Here is a 17,504-nt window from a genome sequence, read left to right on the forward strand (position 1 = left end):
CCATAATTTTTGGGACACCCTCTTAACATTTATAAAATACTTGCTTCAATCTGTTTCATCTCGTAAAAATAGCCACGTTTTCTCATCAATTCATCAAACGTACCTGTTTCAACAATTCCCCCGTTTTCCATGACTATAATTTGATCCATTTTTTCAAGACCCTTCAAACGATGACTGATGAGGACAAAAGTATCCTCGTCCTCCATAAATAATTGATCATAAATAAATTGCTCCGTTAGGGAATCTACTGAAGAAGTAGGTTCATCTAATAACCATAAATGGGAAGCCTTTAACATAGCCCTAGCAATTGCCAATCGTTGTTTTTCTCCTCCAGAAAGGTTTTCCCCCTTCTCAAGTACTGGATCATCAAGAGAAAAATCTTCGAGTTTGACCGCTTCTAAGGCCTTCTTCAATTGTCCATCTGACAAGTCGTCACTAGCCAACAATAAGTTTTCTCTAATAGTTCCATAGAAAAAATGATTGCTTTGAAGGACAACATTCGTGCCTTCCCAGATGTTTTCTGCTTTTAGTTGATGGGTAGACTTGCCGTTTAGTATTATATCTCCTCTGAATTCTGGATAAGCCTTTAATAGTAAATATAAGAGTGTAGATTTACCGCTTCCACTTGGTCCCACAATGGCAGTTTTAGTCCCTGCTGGTATTTTCAATGAAACGTTTTTCAATGCTAAGCGTGGTTCATCTGGAAAACCAAATGAAAGATTTTTAACTTCTAATGACCATGCTTGATCCACATTTAATGCACCTAATTCACCGTCTTCATTATCTGCATTTCCTGGAGACAACGTCGATTCATTTTCTTTTTGATCCACAACAGAAAATAACCTTCCTGCGGCTCTACGACTATCTTCAAAATGATTCGGAAAAGAAGCCATTGGCGTCGAGTTTTCAAAAACGGTTAAAGATATCATTACGAGCATTGCTAAAAATACCCCATCTAACTGCCCTTCCACAACAAACAGTGCACCAATTGTTAGTATAAGCCAAGATATCATAAGCGAAAGGGTTTGATTAATCGATTGACTATAAATAGCCTGAAGCCCGTACTTTTCCTGCTCATTAACATACGATTGAGATGCCTTCAATAGTTGTTCCTCTTGAGAATCTAGCTTTTGGTGCAGTTTGAGATCCCTAAATCCATAGTGGTATTCTGTTACTTCTGTAGAAAGGGCACCACGAACCTCCCTTAACTGATGCTGAATCCCCCGCTGCTTCATGGCGAACCATAAAGGTACAACAAAGCCTGTTAATATTAAGCCAAAAACTAGTATAAGGGCTATGGGTACAGAGAAGAAGGAGGTAAATACAATCGTACTTAGAAAAACAATTACCATTACAATTGGGGGATAATAAACCCGCAAGAAAAAGTTTTGCAAGCTTTCCACATCTCCGACTATCCTAGATAATAGATCACCGCTTCTGTATCGATTGAATATCCTCGGTGCCAGTGGCTCAAGTTTTTCAAAGAAATGGACCCTTAGATTACTAAGTTTAGTAAATGTAGCTCGATGAGAATAGAATCGTTCTCCATATTTACTCAACGCTCGAGTAAAGCTAAATAGCTTAAGAAGGGCAATACTTACAGTCAAAATATATAAAGGTGGATTTACAGCTGCCTTTGATATTAAATAACCGCTATTTGCAAATAAAGCCACAGCTGCAGTTCCTGCTAAATACCCAAATAATATAGACAGTAAAACGTCCTTTTTTTCTGCCATCATCAGCTTTATCACTAATCGTAAATCCTTCATCCCACATCACCTCGCTGTAATGAAACCATATCACGATAATCCGAGTTTGAATTGGTCAGCTCATCATGAGTACCTTGTGCTACTAACTCTCCATTAGATATAAAGAGAATACTGTCTGAATTTTTTATCGTATGTAATCGATGGGCGACGGTAATCACCGTAGATGATTGACTTAACTCATAGATGGATTCTTGCAAGATTTTTTCAGTTTGGAGATCTAGTCCAACAGTAGGTTCATCAAACAGAATGACTGATGGTTTTTTTAGAAATGCTCTAGCTATTGCCATACGTTGTTTTTCACCACCAGAAAGACCTCTTCCCCCTTCTCCAATGGTGGTGTCGTAGCCATGCTCAAGCTCTTGAATCATAGAAGCAATTCCAGCCTTTTCAGCAGCTGCTTCCAATTCTATTTGAGAAGTTTCACCTTTCACACCAATGGAAATATTCTCTCTTATCGTTCCAGAAAAGAGATACGGATCTTGTGAAATATAGCTTAATTGGTCCATCCAGCTACTTTCCTTATACTCTAATAAATCGGATCCATTAATGTTAACTCTTCCTCTAGAAGGTTGAAGAAGACCCGAGATAACCTGCAATAATGTTGACTTACCAGAACCGCTTTTGCCAACAATAGCAATTTGGGCAAATGGAGAGATCTCAGCAGAAACATTCTGTAGGGAAAAACCAGTTTCCCCATATTGAAATTGAATATTTTCTAGTCTAATGGTTGGAGGTTGTGCACCACCATTAAGTATCTTATCTCCCCAAATAACTGGTTGCTCTTCCATTTCCAGTTCTTCAATAATTTTTTTCGCAGCCCCCATACTCCCTCTCCCTGCATGAAAGGCACTTCCAAGTTCCTTAAGAGAGTTGTAGAATTCTGGAGCAAGTATCAGCACAAAAAATGCTGTATAGAAATTTAGATGCTGATATACAACGAGACGAAGCCCCACTTCTAATGCGATAAGGCCTATGCTAAGCATAGAAATAAATTCTAAGGCAAGGGAAGATAAAAATGCCACCTTTAAAACATCCATCGTAGCATCACGATATTGTAAACTACTCTGCCGAATAACTTCTTGTTTATCCTTTGCCCTACCAAAGAACTTTAGAGTTGTTAAGCCTTGTAAAATATCTAGGAATCTTCCTGAAAAAGCTGCCAATTTCTCTAACTGAGCTTCAGATTTCTTTTGCGTTGCGCCTCCAATTATAATCATAAAAATAGGAATGAACGGAGCTGTCACAATCATGATTAGCCCAGACACCCAATTTAAATAAAATGCAGTTCCAAGAATAATTAATGGAACTACACTCGTTTGGATCATTTGTGGGTAGTATTTACTATAATAACTATCCACTTCATCCACCGCATCCATCATAATACTAACTTTCTCACCTGATTGTCCTTTTAGTGAGGCTTGGATCGGATTTTTTGTATATTTACTGAGTAACTTCTGTCTAAACTGCAGTTTTGCTTTAGAAGCCATTTTCATACCAATTCGTCCATTTAAGTATGTAAATAAGGCCCTGGCTAGTAAAACCATTAATAGGCCTACGATAGATGGCAATACGTCACTCATGTTAGCTGATTTTAAAAACACACCATCTACAATGGACACAATAAAGTAAGTTTGTCCAATAACAATAACTCCAATTGACAACGCTAAGACATATAGGAGATACATTTGTTTTTTTTGTGCCCGTGCGATTTCTTTTAGTTGCTTCATAATTATATTATCTCCATTTCAACAAAGTAAAAATTAAATAGTGACCAAAAAAATTGGTTGAAAGTACCTACATCATGTTTAGTTTCTGTGCCCATTCATACCACTCACTACTTTTAACAATTAGGAGTTTATTCTTTATATTACGACGATGATTCTCTACGGTTTTGGGCGAGATGTTCAAAAGTTTTGCTGTGTCTTTAACAGTATAGCCCCGTACTTTTAAGTGAAATACTTCTTTTTCCCGATTCGACAATGAACTGTTCACATTCAGAAATAATTCGTCTTCTGATTTTTTATCCTTATTTAAAATAACCTTTTCTCCAGCCATGATTTTCTGAAATGTATCCATAAGATCTTCTAATGTGGACTTTTCATGAAAAACACCAAATAAATTCCTATTTTCCATATGAAAGATATCCTCTACCACGTCATGATCATTATACATAAACACAGTTTTCGTTGAATTAGGCAACTCGTTTAAAGCTAACAAAATGCTCTTTGTACCTCCAGCCCCACGAAGTCCTACATCTACAATTGTAAGGTCAAACTCGTACTCCCTTAGTGCCTCAATGAATTCCTCTGTCGTTGCTACCATGACCATAGATTCGATCGGTTGTATATCCTTTAGTAATTGAATGAGACCATATCTAACTAATTCATGATTAATCCCAATTAATACTTTCATAATTCCCGCCTCATTTATAAGTGAAGTGTTTCTGTGATGTATTGAACTTACTATCTCCTGAAACACTATCTTACCTTTTTTACGTGTGAAAAACAAAGGATTCACACACGGTACGCGAAAAAACGCAGTGGATTCATAAAATTAATAGGCTATGCTTTAGGGAAGTCACAGTAACAATCTTTAATCTACTTGATTAATCATTTCTACAATACTTGTTATGTGAAAATCTTCGATCGCTCCGTCAGTCACCTTAGCACTTGAAAACTCTATACTTAACGGCACACGTAATGCATAAAAACTAGGTACAGTTACTTCAAAAAGCACACTATCATTTGCAGGTATGCTATCAAACATGCCATCTAGAATTCTCACCGGAAGTGGCCTTTCTTCCTCCCTAAGACCTTCCTCACTAAATAACAATAAGTTTATTTCATTTATCTCTAAAGAGAAATTACTATTGTTTTTCACCTCAGCTGTTAATAAAACAGAACCATCGCTTAGTTCTTCCTGATTAAGTATGTTGAAATCTACATTGTCTTTATTAGTGTATTGTGTAGTTATAAATTCAAACATATCACCAGAACTATTAGAACATCCTGTTAAAGAATACTCTGATCTGTACTCTGAACCATTCACAATGAAATCGCTGCAATAGGAAACTTGTAAACCTGGTGTCCCTGCATATCCATCTCCTCGATTATCGTATTTATATATAATTTGGCGACCATCATATGATAAATCATGGAAGATTGCACCTGCTTCTAATGTAAACTCTGTAATCCTCATGTTATCCTTAATACCAACGTTCATGTTATCTATAAAACTCTCGAAAACATCGAGATTGCTTATTCCATTATCATAAGGAACGACATCTCCATTTTTTATAGCATCTTCACGTGTGTATCCTGTTCCCTCAAATCCAGATTGACTATCGCACCCTATTAATACTAGAAATAATAATGTAACGGAAAAATATTTAATGAATGAGTTCATTAGCGCAGCCCTCCAAAGATATATCGATAACTTAAATTAATCATACCACTTAAGTTACTGAGTTTTTGACCAAAACTGGAATATTTTGTGATTATATGTAGGTAACTGAATCCTAGTTGAATTAAAATGATATATTATATGAGCCAATAATCTTTCGATATAACATAAAGTGGTTAATAACTCGAAAGGAAATCTTGAAGCAACCCTTGCTTCTTCAGGTTATTAATGATCTTCTGATTCTAAAAAGGTTATTTTCACATTAATAAAACGTGTTGAAAATAACTTCCAACACGTTCTGAGTATCTAACCTATTATTCACCTAAATCAACGTTGTGATAAACCTGTTGCACATCCTCCAGGTCTTCCAATGCATCTACCATTTTTTCAAATTGTGCCTGAGATTCATTGTCCAATTTTATATCAGTTTGGGCCAACATTGAAATTTCAGCCACATTAAAGTCTGTTACTCCTGCATTCTTAAAAGCTTCTTGGACGGCATGAAATTGATCTGGTTCAGTATAGATAATAATCGTTCCATCTTCATCAATAATGTCGCGGGCATCTAAATCCGCTTCCATTAAAATCTCTAGAACTTCATCTTCCGTTTTTCCTTCAAGACCAATGACTGCCGTTTCATCAAACATATAAGATACAGATCCACTGACTCCCATATTTCCACCATTTTTCCCAAAAGCAGCACGTACATCAGAAGCCGTACGGTTCACGTTATTTGTCAATGTATCTACGATAACCATGGAACCGTTTGGACCGAACCCTTCATATCTCAATTCATCATAATTCTCTTCAGATCCACCTTTTGCCTTTTCGATTGCACGATCTATAATAGATTTTGGTACATTATACGTTTTTGCTCTTTCAAGGACAAACTTCAATGCCTGATTAAGTTCAGGATCAGGTTCACCCTGCCTTGCAACTACATAAATTTCTCGACCAAACTTAGCGTAGATTCGGCTAGTGTTTTTATCTTTCGCCGCTTTTTTCTCTTTAATATTATTCCATTTACGTCCCATAAAATTTCACTCTCTTTCCCCATACTATGAAATTTAATTTAATCACTGTAATTGAAAAAAATCACTAGAATTATTATACCGTAACAAAAGGCATGTTACGAGTTTATTCAAGGTAAAGAGCATCACCCAAAATAACAACATTTATTAATGTTTGTAAATGAGTAAACAAAGATATATAATGTTTATGTATTAATAAATTATTATAAGAGGTGTTTACTGTGAGTGGAGATGAAATTTTTTGGACCGCCTCCATTGATGAATTATCTAGAGGCTATATATATGATAATGATAATGACAAGTTTATATGTTTAATATGCTACAAAGACTATGAAAATGGCGTTATTTTTAAACGAGGCGAAGAATTGCTAGAAGCAAAAAAAGCGATCGTTCATCATATTACCGATATGCATGGTTCCATGTTCAATTATTTATTGAATATGGGCAAAAAACATACTGGATTGTCAGATCACCAAAGGGAACTAATGAGTTTATTTGAAAAAAGTTTATCTGATAAGGAAATTGAAAAGAAGCTTGATATTAGCCCTTCGACGATTAGAAATCACCGATTTAAATTAAGGGAAAAGGAAAAACAGGCAAAAATATTCTTAACAATCATGTCTTTATTAAATGAAGATAAAGGAAAATCAAACGAGAAAGAGCTCATTCATATTCATAAGGAGGCAACAATGGTGGACGAAAGATATGCGATTACAAAGGAAGAGAAGGAAAAGGTATTAGCAACATATTTTAAGCATGGCCTTGATGGACCAATAACGTCGTTTCCAAGTAAAGAGAAAAGAAAAATAATTATATTGCAAGAGATAGTCAAACGTTTTGATAAAAATAGGGGATATTCTGAAAAAGAAGTAAACGAAATATTAAAATCTATTTACAGCGATTTCGTAACGATAAGAAGATATATGATTGAGTATGGATTTATGGATCGTAATAAAGATGGAAGTGAATACTGGATTAAATAAAAAATTGCGTTAGCCGATAAAATTTAATGACAGCACACCACATGCTGCATAAGTGTTGTGCTGTCATTACCTATTTTTCTCGCCTATCTTGAAGCTTGTTTTTGTTCCAACAAATTATTTGTATCAATTATCATAATCCAAGGTCTTAGCTTAATTGTCTCTGTTATAGGATAATGTTGACAATTAACACTGTTGTGAAAGGTTCGCTTCTTCCTTTTTAATATGACTTACAACCCCTTACTACTTGTACGAGTACCATCTACAATATTAATTTGAATTCCTTGATCAATCCTTTTGGCACTAAGCCATAAAAACAAGTAAGTGACACCAACAGAAACAATGACCAGCATTAATACACCTACCCCTAAACTTAAGCTACCTAAAAGTATTTTTGCAGATATCATCAAATTTATTAAGGAAGCCATTAAACCAACTAATCCAAAGGCCCCTTCTGAAAATTGGCTAATATAAGGTTGAAATTCCACTGGAAAGAAGAGAAATATAGCTACCATGAACATTAACAGCATATATGGAATATTAATTAGCATTAATAAAAACCCTGTACCTGTTTCAATTCTCTGCTGTGGATTATTTGGATTATATTTACCACCAATCGTGCCTGCCCATAAGCCAATACCACTCATTCCAAGTGCAATGAAACCAAAGGCAATAAATCCTGCGATCCCCATATACCATTCCCAACCAATAAAAATGGTCAATCCAATTTCAATGAGGAGAACAAATATTAACGGAATGAGCCAATGCACCCATAGTTTCCCTAAAGCAATTTGCATTCCCGATAATGGTAATGTCCTCAATATCCACACCGCTTTTTCTTCTCGACCAATACTAGATGCTGAAAAATTACCCATAAGCATCGTTAAGAAAAAGATTAGCAAACCATGTGCGACCAACCAACTTGTCATTGTATTTTCTATTATACTCTCTAAAGCCCCTTCATTTGTAAGAATGGGAAAAAGTGGGACAACCATAATTATAAGGACTGGAAGGAAAGTTAGCCATTCTCTTGGATCTCGTTGAACTGCACGGAGTTCTTTTAGTCCAATAGATATAACAGGACTTCTTAAGAGATGGAATTTTCCTTTTTTTCTTTTCTTTCTCTTTTTCCTACGAGCACCTTCACTCATTCGGATCCAACCTGTACGGAAGCCACGGTCAACAACAACCTGTGTCAACAGAGTGATAATGCTAACAGCTATAACCATTGCAGCCATCCAAAGTAAACCTCTTAAAATATATCCTTGACTAAAGAAGCTCAGAGCCATTGCCGCCCAATGTGTTGGAAGCAATGTTAAGGCTGGCAATTCCGCACTCATCCCCTCTACCATATTATCAATGCCCATAAGGTTAGGAATTTGTACAAGTAAAAATATGATTAAACCAGCCATTCCAGTCATTAATGTCATTAACTCTTTTACACGACTCTTTGGTATGATTTGAATAAGTAATAGATTAAACAAATAAGCGATTGATAAACCAACTAAAACAACAGTAAGACTAATAATTGGAACTATGAAAAAATAAATCCACGCTACACTAGCCCCGAGACCATATGATAAGAAAAACAATACTAAAAATACCCAAACAAATGCAGCAGTGGAGAAAAAGCTTTGCCCAAACTTCACCCAATAAATGTGCTTCGTTGCAATAGGAAGTGTGAATAGCATTTCCACATCTTTAGAAGAAAACAAATTCTTAAATACTTGTGGAATGGTAAAAAGAACCGTAATTATCATTCCACCGAAAGTAATGATGGAATAAAAATTTGTCCTATCTTCAGCTGGCATAACTGAGCCAAGAGCGCTGCCGCCAAACAAGATTATTGGTACTAATATGACAGCAAAGACCCCAATAGCAATAAGGGGAATTATTTGTCCAGTTCGCATAGATGAGACGGTTCGTTTAAATTGCTGCCAGTATAATCTAGCTAGTAATCTAGTCATCGATGACCACCCTCATGCTCTAAACTCTTAATAAGCTCCGCTGCATCATCTCCACCAGTTAGTTCGAGGAAGATATCCTCTAGGGAAGCATTGTTATTTCCACCTTGCTTTCGAAGCTCTTCCATCGTTCCAATTGCAAGTAATGATCCTTCTGTAATTATCCCAACACGGTCACACATTGTTTCTGCTATTTCAAGAATATGGGTAGACATAAAGACTGTAGTCCCTTGGTCACAAAGGTTCCTAAGTAATTGCTTTAATTTTCTCGCACTTCCTGGATCTAATCCGACAGTTGGTTCATCTAGAAAAATAACTTTTGGATCATGTACTAAAGCACCTACTAAAGCAATTTTTTGCTTCATTCCATGGGAATAGCTCTCTAACAATTCATCAACACTATCCGTAAGGTTAAACATATGTAAATATTTTTCTGCACGTGCTTGAAACGTTTCTTCTGATACTTTGAATACTGAAGCAATAAATTTAAGATACTCCCAACCTGTTAGCTTAGGATACAAATTTGGTTGATCTGGAAGGTACGCAATGTTCCTCTTTGCTTTGAGAGGCTTCTTCCACATATCTACACCTGCAATTTCAACGGTTCCTTCTGTAGGCTCTAGTAATCCAGTCATCATTTTTATCGTTGTTGTCTTGCCAGCACCATTCGGACCGAGAAAACCAAATAGTTCCCCTTCGTTAATTGTTAAATTTAAAGGTTGGACGGCTTCTGCTTTTCCATATGTCTTTTTTAAATTCGATAGCTTTATTGTGGTCATTTTCAAACCCTTCCTATAAAAATGTCATTAATTTTGTTGCGAATAAAATTCGTTACTTTATAACCGGGCGCTCTATGTCTGAAAAGTAATCATTAAAAAATTGTTTGTGGTCCGTGAATAACTCCTTCGGTAATTCATTAAGCTTAAAAAAATCATTTTGAATGGATTCAGAGTTTTCCCTAACTAACTCCCCTGAGAATTCTTTACATGTAAAGATAATTTGTACTTTGGCTACTTCGTCTCCATTTGGAAATATTTTTTCGTGGTCCTTACCTGAATAAATACCAAATAACTCAAGTTTTCCTAAATAAAGACCAGTTTCTTCAAAAACCTCTCGTCTTGCTGTATCTTGAACTGTCTCATCGAACTCCATAAATCCCCCAGGCAACCCCCACTGTCCTGTGTCCGATCGTTGTTGAAGTAATAAGCGGTTATCTTCATCAAAAACAAAAGCTCCTGCAACTACCATCATTACCTTACTTTTCCCTACCATGCTTCGTAAATATTGAATATAATCCATATTAATACCTTCTGTCTTCACTTTTATAATCTTCTTTAGTTAATCCATAAACATAGTGGTCCACGTATTTATCGTACAACTTTTCTGACTGCTTTAAGCACCCTTCTCTTGGAAAGTTGAGTTTCTCTGGAATTTTCGCACTTTTCAAGTTCTCTGTTGCAGCCCTTATTTCTACTCTTTGAAGATTTAATTCTTCAAAGCAATAGTCTACTACTTCAGCACAAGCTTGTGTCATGATGCCTTTTCCTTGATCCCCTTCCCCTAACCAATACCCAATGGAAGTTGAGTGATTTGACCAATTAATGCTATGTAAGCCAATAACTCCTGCCAAATGACCTTTATACCAGATTCCAGCTTGAAAACCATTGTTTTGGCTAAACTGCTTTAGTGTACTATCAATGAAATTATTTGAGTCGTTGATAGACTTGGTGAAATCTACCCACGGAAGCCATTCACGAAGATAATCTCGAGACTGATCAGTAAGTTGGAAAAGGGCTTCTGCGTGTCTTGGTTCTAGTAATCTTAAATCTAGTTCTTCAGTGATTACATATTTAAACATCATTCATTCCTCCCTTTTACATGATGTATCAACTAAAATGACTCTGTATTTTCAACTTTAATGAGGAAACTTCTTCCTCTCCATCTCTTTATTGATAAACTGATATCGGAAAACAACTATATTATAAAAGCATTCACAATCGACGAACCGTAATAGCTAATGTACCCCATTTCCGTTCTTGCTCAGGTGTATAAATATCATATGTTCCATCAATCATATCCTTCATGGACCAACCTTCACAATCAAAATCTCTTAAAGGAATATCTTTGTACATCTCTTCGAAAGTTCCATATGTTCTGAGTTCGGTGACCTGTACTTTTAATAATCCATTTTGTCCTGGTAATTTAATAAACTCAATAGTATCAGCAACGTTGATTTTCCTTCTCTTTTCATCGTTTAAGCGTACTTCTACCTTCTTATCTCCTTTTTCCATAGCATGAAAATAATCTTCATATAACCCCATTCTATGAACCATAAGTTCCCCCTATCGTTTTCTATGTTTGTATAGACATAAGTTTACTACATTTTTCCATATATTCAGTAAATAAGGAGTTGTTTTTTCAACTCAATATAAAAACCTATTTATCAAAACGATACGTAAAAGTAATCCAACCAATTAGGAGAATAGGTTTATCTTCTTTAGATACGGCCTCCTCTTTGAAGGTTAAGGTTCGAATTCCATTCGAATTACGATTAATTAGCCCTACACGGCCTCCATCTTTATATATTTCAATATCAGATCGAATACTTCTTGCTCGGAATTCATAAACACGTTTATCAATTTTTAAGTTTATATTCTCTATTAATTTTTTTATGTTTTTCACACGCATATCTGTAATCATTTCTGCAATAGGTATATTTTCATCAAAGATCACGAATAGAGTATTTTGTTTCTTCTTATCTTCACTTTTTACGAAATATGAATTTCCATTTTCAAAATTGAACTGTAGTTTCAAAAACCAAAGGCCTGGCGTGTTCATTAAGTCAGCAATAACCTTATGATAAGTTTTTTCATATACTCGATTAAAAGTAGCAACTAGATTATATCCATAATATAGCTTTTTACTTCCCGTAAGCCATTTGTCTTTTAATGATGTGGACCACTCGTTATTAGGGTGTAAAGGTTTATATACTTCATCTTTCTTCTTTTGTACTAAGCTAATTAATAGAATAAAGGGTGCTGCAGCTAATAATATAAAAGCCAATTGTAACTGAGTGGGATTATATTCACCTATTATTAACCACCTTAATGTAATCCCTAAAAGTGCCACGAAAAAGAATGCTATTAATTTTGTCATGATATCCCTCACTAGTATAAAAATTACGGTTATTGTCACTTCTAAGACTACTAAGTTCTATTTTAACATCGATAAGATAGTATTAAATTAAATTTTCAAAAGATTTCGCTTGTGTGAGTATCTTTGGAAAGAGAAAAGATCGCGGTGACTTCACTTTGTGACATGATTTATGGGCGGGAAAATGCTTGATTACATTTCACTTGCGTGAAATGGCTGAGGGATAGTATAGTTCGTGTTGATTTCACTTACGTGAAAGGGTGTAAGGAGATAATTGTTCATGCTGATTTCACTTTCGTGAAATGGTTTGTAGTGCAGAAAATGTTTAATTTTATTTCACTTTCGTGAAATGATTTATATTGCATAGCCTGACTTTATTTCACTTGCGTGAAATGGCTGAAGGGTAGTATAGTTTGTGTTGATTTCGCTTACGTGAAAGGGTTTTTAGTGCGAAGGATTGATTTAGTTGATTTCACTTCGTGAAATTTTCTATTACCTTTTAAATTAAATAGTGATCTCCATTGAATTTGGGTGAGTTTCTTAGCAGGTCCTTTGCTCCTGCGGGGCTCCGCCTCCTCGTCGCAAATGGGGGAGGCGCATTAGATTCCTCCTAATTTTGTCATAAAAAAACGATCCTACCTGCGCGGCTAAAGCCGCATTTCGCTTACGCGAAATTACGGAAGGAACGAAAATGCTCGGAGGACAAAGTAAACTTTGTCCTCCTATGCTTTCCGATCCTTCCTAGCAGGTGGGATCGTTTTTTTATTTGGTTTTGAGTTTTTCTAATGCTTTTTGGGCGGCCATTTGCTCTGCTTCTTTCTTCGACTTTCCGGTTCCTTTGCCTAATTGGTTTGTTTCTAGCCAGACTTCGGATACGAATTCTCGGCAGTGGGCTGGGCCTTTTTCTTGGACGATTTTGTATTGGATGTTGCCTTGTCCTTCTCGTTGGATTAGTTCTTGGAGCTGGCTTTTGTAATCCATCATATGGGAGAAGGCTCCTCCTTCTATTTTTGGATATACGTGCTCTTTTAGGAATTGATATACTGCTTCCATTCCAACGTCTAGGTAGAGTGCGCCAATGAAGGATTCGAATACGTCGGCCAGTAGGGCTGGGCGTTTTCTGCCTCCTGTCATTTCTTCTCCTTTACCTAATAATACGTAATCACCAAAATGTAGTTCGTCTGCTATTTTTGCCAAGGATGGCTCGCATACGATGGCAGCTCTGAGTTTGGTCATCTCTCCTTCACTCATGTTTTCATAGTTCTTAAACAGGTATTGTGAGATGGCCAATTCCAAAACCGCATCCCCTAGAAATTCGAGCCTTTCATTATCATCGTGTGGTCGAATTCGATGCTCGTTTACATACGATGAGTGGGTAAATGCTTGGATGAATAGTTCATCATTTTGGTAATCAATATGAATGCTTGATAAAAATTTACGGTACTTATCCTTTTGGGCTTTTGTTAATTGCATCTTCTTCGGTGGACGCTTAACCCTTCTTTGTATCTTGCGAGATTGTTGTTGCATGAGAACCCCCATCGCTTCTTTCTAATTTTGAAATCCCAAGCCCCTAATTATAAGGGGCTTGGGTTTAAAAACTATTGATGACGTTCTATGTACTGGATAACATCACCTACAGTTGATATCTTTTCAGCATCTTCATCGGAAATTTCTAGATCGAACTCATCTTCTAATTCCATAACAAGTTCAACTACATCCAAGGAGTCTGCACCTAAATCATCTTTAAAAGTTGCTTCAGGCTTTACTTCTGACTCATCTACACCAAGACGGTCTGAAACGATTTTTGCAATGCGATCAATGACTGCTGCCATATTGCTCACCTCCTCTCAGTAATTATAGGACAATCTGTAAAAAAAAACTAGTTTTTTTCAGAACATAATATTACATTACCATTCCACCATCAACGTGTAATGTTTGTCCAGTCATGTAGGAGGCTGCCTCGCTAGCTAAGAAGGTTACTACTGCAGCAACTTGCTCCGGTGAACCTAACTTTCCAAGTGGAATCTGTTTCAGCATTTCTTCAGTCAATTCATCAGATAATGCATCTGTCATATCCGTTTCAATAAAGCCAGGAGCAATCGCATTGACTAAAATGTTACGATTTGCAAGTTCTCTAGCCATTGATTTCGTCAAGCCGATTACACCAGCTTTGCTGGCTACATAATTTGCCTGACCTGCATTCCCTAAAACACCAACTACAGAAGAGATATTAATAATTCTTCCATACCTTTGTTTCATCATAGGTCGAGTTACTGCCTTTGAACAATTAAAAACTCCTTTTAGATTCGTGTCAATCACAGCATCAAAATCTTCTTCTTTCATTCTCATGATAAGATTGTCTTTTGTAATCCCTGCATTATTCACTAATATTTCCAATGAACCAAACTCACCTATTACGGTTTTCACCATCGTTCCAACAGCATCACCATCAGCTACGTTTGCTTGTATTGCCATCGCCTTTACTCCTAAGCTCTCACATTCAGCAGCAACTGCTTCAGCTTTATCTTTGCTACCTGAATAGTTCACTGCCACATTAATCCCTTGTTTGGCTAAAGCTAAACAAATCGACCTTCCGATGCCTCGTGATCCGCCTGTCACTAATGCGTTTTGACCTTGCATACACTCCACTCCTTATGCTTTAATCGTCTGTACTGCTTTCTCTAACGTCTCTATATCATAAACAGGTAACACCGTTGCTCTTCGGTTCACTTTCTTTACTAGTCCACTCAATACCTTGCCTGGCCCAAGCTCTAGAAAGGTATCTACTCCTTCATCCACTAATTTACGAACAGAATCTTCCCATAATACTGGTGAATAAATTTGTTCATAGAGAAGTTGACGAATTGATTCTGGGTCTGTTACTTTTTCTCCGGTCACATTTGCAATAACTGTCATTTGAGGCTCTTGAATCTTGACATTCTTTAAGTGATCTTTCATATTTTCTGCTGCCGGCTCCATTAAAGAGGAATGAAATGGTCCACTAACAGAAAGGGGGATCACACGTTTAGCCCCTCGCTCTTTCGCAAGATTTGAAGCAGCTTTAACACCTTCAACTGTGCCAGAGATAACGATTTGGCCAGGTGAGTTGAAGTTTGCTGGTTGAACAGCCCCTGCTGTTTCAGATGCTTCCTTCGTAACAGAAACGAGGTCTTCACGTTCCATACCTAAAACTGCTGCCATCGTACCTTTCCCAGCTGGTACCGCTTCTTCCATCCATTGACCTCGTTTACGAACAGCTAAACATGCATCTGCAAAAGAGATAGATCCACTTGCAACTAGAGCAGAATACTCCCCTAGACTATGACCAGCTGCATACTGTGCTTCTACACCATGCCCCTTCAAAATCTCCCATATTGAAATACTTGTCGTTAAAAGTGCTGGTTGAGTATTTTCTGTCCGCTTTAAAGTTTCATCTTCACCAGAAAAAATCAATTCTGAAAATGATTCACCTAATACCTTGTCTGCCTCACGATAGATTTGCATGCTCTCATCGTATGCCTCTGCAAGTTCTTTTCCCATCCCCACTTGCTGTGATCCTTGGCCTGGAAAGAGTAATGCTATTTTCCCCATAATTATGACTCCTTTTGTCCATTTTTTTCCTGTAGTTCCTGCTGGATTGTTGATACTACCTGCTCTTCAAACATTGTATTTGCTTGCTTAATGGCACTGAAGAAACCTCTTGCATCGGACGAACCATGTGCTTTAATTACTGGAGCGCCTAGTCCAAATAACCCTGCTCCTCCATACTCGGAGTAATCCATTTTGAGCTTTACTTTTTTAAACGCTGGCTTTAAGACTCCTGCAGCCAGTTTATTTTTGAAGGAAGAAGTTAACTCTCCTTTTAATAATGAAAACAGAGATAATGCTGTACCCTCAATTGTCTTTAGTACGAGATTTCCTGAAAAGCCATCGCAAACAACAACATCTGCAACACCTTCGAGAAGGTCTCTTGACTCTATATTTCCAACGAAATTCATGGAGCTATTCTCAAGAAGTTCATAAACTTCCTTCGTAAGCTCTGTTCCTTTTCCAGCTTCTGTACCAACATTCAATAACCCAATGCGCGGTTGGTCAACTTTTCGAACCTTTTTCATATATACATCGCCCATGAGTGCGTACTGTAGGAGATGAGATGCTTTTGCATCCATATTTGCACCTACATCAAGAAGAAGGAAACCATCTCCCCCTAACGTTGGAAGCATTGGTGATAAAGCAGGTCTCTCAATCCCTTTGATACGTCCTACGATCAGAAGGCCTGCAGCCATTAAAGCACCTGTATTCCCTGCAGAAATAGCAGCATCTGCTTTTCCTTCCTTAACCTGCTGTACCGCTAAAACCATAGAGGAGTCCCTCTTCCTCCTCACTGCTTTAACAGGTGAATCATCATTATCTATCGTGACATCAGTATGTATTATTTCTACACGGTCGGAGGGAGTAATAAATTTCTTAATCTCCTCTTCCTTCCCGACTAAAGATATCTTTAAATCGGAATATGTTTCGAGGGCTAATTCACAACCCTTTATAATGCTTTCTGGGGCATTGTCTCCCCCCATTGCATCTACAGCCAATCTCATGCTATACGGCCTCCCTTAATTTATTGTTCCTGACGAAACATAGAAAATTGTCCTTGAAAGACAACCTCTTGATCTACATAACTTATAACTTCAACAGTTGTACGTTCTTCACCAATTTCTGTTACATGTGCTTTCGCTACAACACGCTCTCCTTCTTTAACCCGACGCTTAAAGGAAACTGTTGATTTTACCGTTAATGCAAGCTCATCATCTATGATAGCCACAGCCAATGAATTTGCCTGAGCAAATAGATGATGACCTCTTGCTATTCTTGTACGTGAAAAAACATGCTCTTCCCGTATATCTAATAAAGAAATGGCCTGCTTGTCTAGCTGTAAGTCAATAACTTCTCCAATAACCTCATCAAGTGGCAGTGCTTTCACCGTATCATATTGTTGTTTTGCCACATGTTTAATACGTTCCCTTACTTCAGGAATATTTAGTTCCAAGCGGTCTAGCCGTACTGTTTGTACACTTACTTCAAAAAATTCTGCTAACGCTTCATCTGTTATAAATGGATCCTCGTTTATCTTTTCTTTTAACATAGGCTGACGTTGTTTTTTCGGTAATTTCATTTAATCACATCCATACTTATATGACTAGGTACTAA

The 17,504-nt window shown here is 36.9% G+C and carries 18 protein-coding genes; 1 reads left to right on the plus strand and 17 read right to left on the minus strand.

Annotated features, from left to right (window positions below; genetic code table 11):
- Positions 1-29: 29 nt before the first annotated feature.
- From cydC to BW724_RS13600, 5 genes are all read right to left on the minus strand, one after another.
- Complete coding sequence (cydC, locus tag BW724_RS13580) at positions 30-1,769, minus strand: thiol reductant ABC exporter subunit CydC (RefSeq protein WP_088075730.1); 1,740 nt, start codon at positions 1,767-1,769, stop codon at positions 30-32.
- Complete coding sequence (cydD, locus tag BW724_RS13585; protein ID WP_088075731.1) at positions 1,766-3,496, minus strand: thiol reductant ABC exporter subunit CydD; 1,731 nt, start codon at positions 3,494-3,496, stop codon at positions 1,766-1,768. The genes cydC and cydD overlap by 4 nt, the downstream gene beginning before the upstream one ends.
- Positions 3,497-3,563: 67 nt before the next feature.
- Positions 3,564-4,181 (minus strand): response regulator transcription factor, encoded by a 618-nt coding sequence (locus tag BW724_RS13590; protein ID WP_088075732.1) that lies wholly within the window; start codon positions 4,179-4,181, stop codon positions 3,564-3,566.
- Positions 4,182-4,361: 180 nt separating this feature from the next.
- Complete coding sequence (locus tag BW724_RS13595) at positions 4,362-5,174, minus strand: DUF4362 domain-containing protein (RefSeq protein WP_088075733.1); 813 nt, start codon at positions 5,172-5,174, stop codon at positions 4,362-4,364.
- Positions 5,175-5,485: 311 nt separating this feature from the next.
- Positions 5,486-6,205 (minus strand): YebC/PmpR family DNA-binding transcriptional regulator, encoded by a 720-nt coding sequence (locus tag BW724_RS13600; RefSeq protein WP_088075734.1) that lies wholly within the window; start codon positions 6,203-6,205, stop codon positions 5,486-5,488.
- A gap of 218 nt (positions 6,206-6,423) precedes the next feature.
- Between BW724_RS13600 and BW724_RS13605 the strand changes: the two genes are divergently transcribed.
- A complete protein-coding gene (locus tag BW724_RS13605) occupies positions 6,424-7,185 on the plus strand; it encodes a DUF2087 domain-containing protein (RefSeq protein ID WP_088075735.1) in 762 nt (253 codons plus the stop codon).
- Positions 7,186-7,412: 227 nt separating this feature from the next.
- Here BW724_RS13605 and BW724_RS13610 read toward each other — a convergent pair whose 3' ends face one another.
- The 12 genes from BW724_RS13610 to fapR form a co-directional block, all read right to left on the minus strand.
- Positions 7,413-9,149, minus strand: a complete 1,737-nt coding sequence (locus tag BW724_RS13610; protein ID WP_088075736.1) for a putative ABC transporter permease subunit — start codon at positions 9,147-9,149, stop codon at positions 7,413-7,415.
- A complete protein-coding gene (locus tag BW724_RS13615; protein WP_088075737.1) occupies positions 9,146-9,925 on the minus strand; it encodes an ABC transporter ATP-binding protein in 780 nt (259 codons plus the stop codon). Before BW724_RS13615 ends, BW724_RS13610 begins: the two co-directional genes overlap by 4 nt.
- A gap of 52 nt (positions 9,926-9,977) precedes the next feature.
- On the minus strand, positions 9,978-10,445 hold the full coding sequence (locus BW724_RS13620) for an NUDIX hydrolase (RefSeq protein WP_088075738.1): 468 nt from the start codon (positions 10,443-10,445) through the stop codon (positions 9,978-9,980).
- Between the two features lies 1 nt (position 10,446).
- On the minus strand, positions 10,447-11,004 hold the full coding sequence (locus BW724_RS13625; protein ID WP_088075739.1) for a GNAT family N-acetyltransferase: 558 nt from the start codon (positions 11,002-11,004) through the stop codon (positions 10,447-10,449).
- A 133-nt stretch (positions 11,005-11,137) separates the two neighbouring features.
- Entirely contained in the window at positions 11,138-11,479 is a 342-nt protein-coding gene (locus tag BW724_RS13630) for an ASCH domain-containing protein (RefSeq protein WP_088075740.1), read from the minus strand.
- A gap of 103 nt (positions 11,480-11,582) precedes the next feature.
- Entirely contained in the window at positions 11,583-12,302 is a 720-nt protein-coding gene (locus BW724_RS13635) for a hypothetical protein (protein ID WP_088075741.1), read from the minus strand.
- A gap of 759 nt (positions 12,303-13,061) precedes the next feature.
- Positions 13,062-13,772: a ribonuclease III gene (gene rnc / locus BW724_RS13640; protein ID WP_088077923.1), complete on the minus strand. Its 711-nt coding sequence runs from the start codon at positions 13,770-13,772 to the stop codon at positions 13,062-13,064.
- A gap of 125 nt (positions 13,773-13,897) precedes the next feature.
- Positions 13,898-14,131, minus strand: coding sequence for an acyl carrier protein (acpP, locus tag BW724_RS13645; RefSeq protein ID WP_088075742.1), 234 nt, complete (start codon positions 14,129-14,131; stop codon positions 13,898-13,900).
- 70 nt (positions 14,132-14,201) lie between these two features.
- Positions 14,202-14,939, minus strand: coding sequence for a 3-oxoacyl-[acyl-carrier-protein] reductase (gene fabG / locus BW724_RS13650; RefSeq protein ID WP_088075743.1), 738 nt, complete (start codon positions 14,937-14,939; stop codon positions 14,202-14,204).
- Positions 14,940-14,951: 12 nt separating this feature from the next.
- Entirely contained in the window at positions 14,952-15,890 is a 939-nt protein-coding gene (gene fabD / locus BW724_RS13655) for an ACP S-malonyltransferase (RefSeq protein WP_088075744.1), read from the minus strand.
- Between the two features lie 2 nt (positions 15,891-15,892).
- Positions 15,893-16,894: a phosphate acyltransferase PlsX gene (gene plsX, locus BW724_RS13660; protein WP_088075745.1), complete on the minus strand. Its 1,002-nt coding sequence runs from the start codon at positions 16,892-16,894 to the stop codon at positions 15,893-15,895.
- A gap of 20 nt (positions 16,895-16,914) precedes the next feature.
- On the minus strand, positions 16,915-17,469 hold the full coding sequence (gene fapR, locus BW724_RS13665; RefSeq protein ID WP_088075746.1) for a transcription factor FapR: 555 nt from the start codon (positions 17,467-17,469) through the stop codon (positions 16,915-16,917).
- Between the last annotated feature and the right edge of the window lie 35 nt (positions 17,470-17,504).

The organism is Litchfieldia alkalitelluris, assembly GCF_002153425.1.
Classification (GTDB): domain Bacteria; phylum Bacillota; class Bacilli; order Bacillales; family Salisediminibacteriaceae; genus Evansella; species Evansella alkalicola.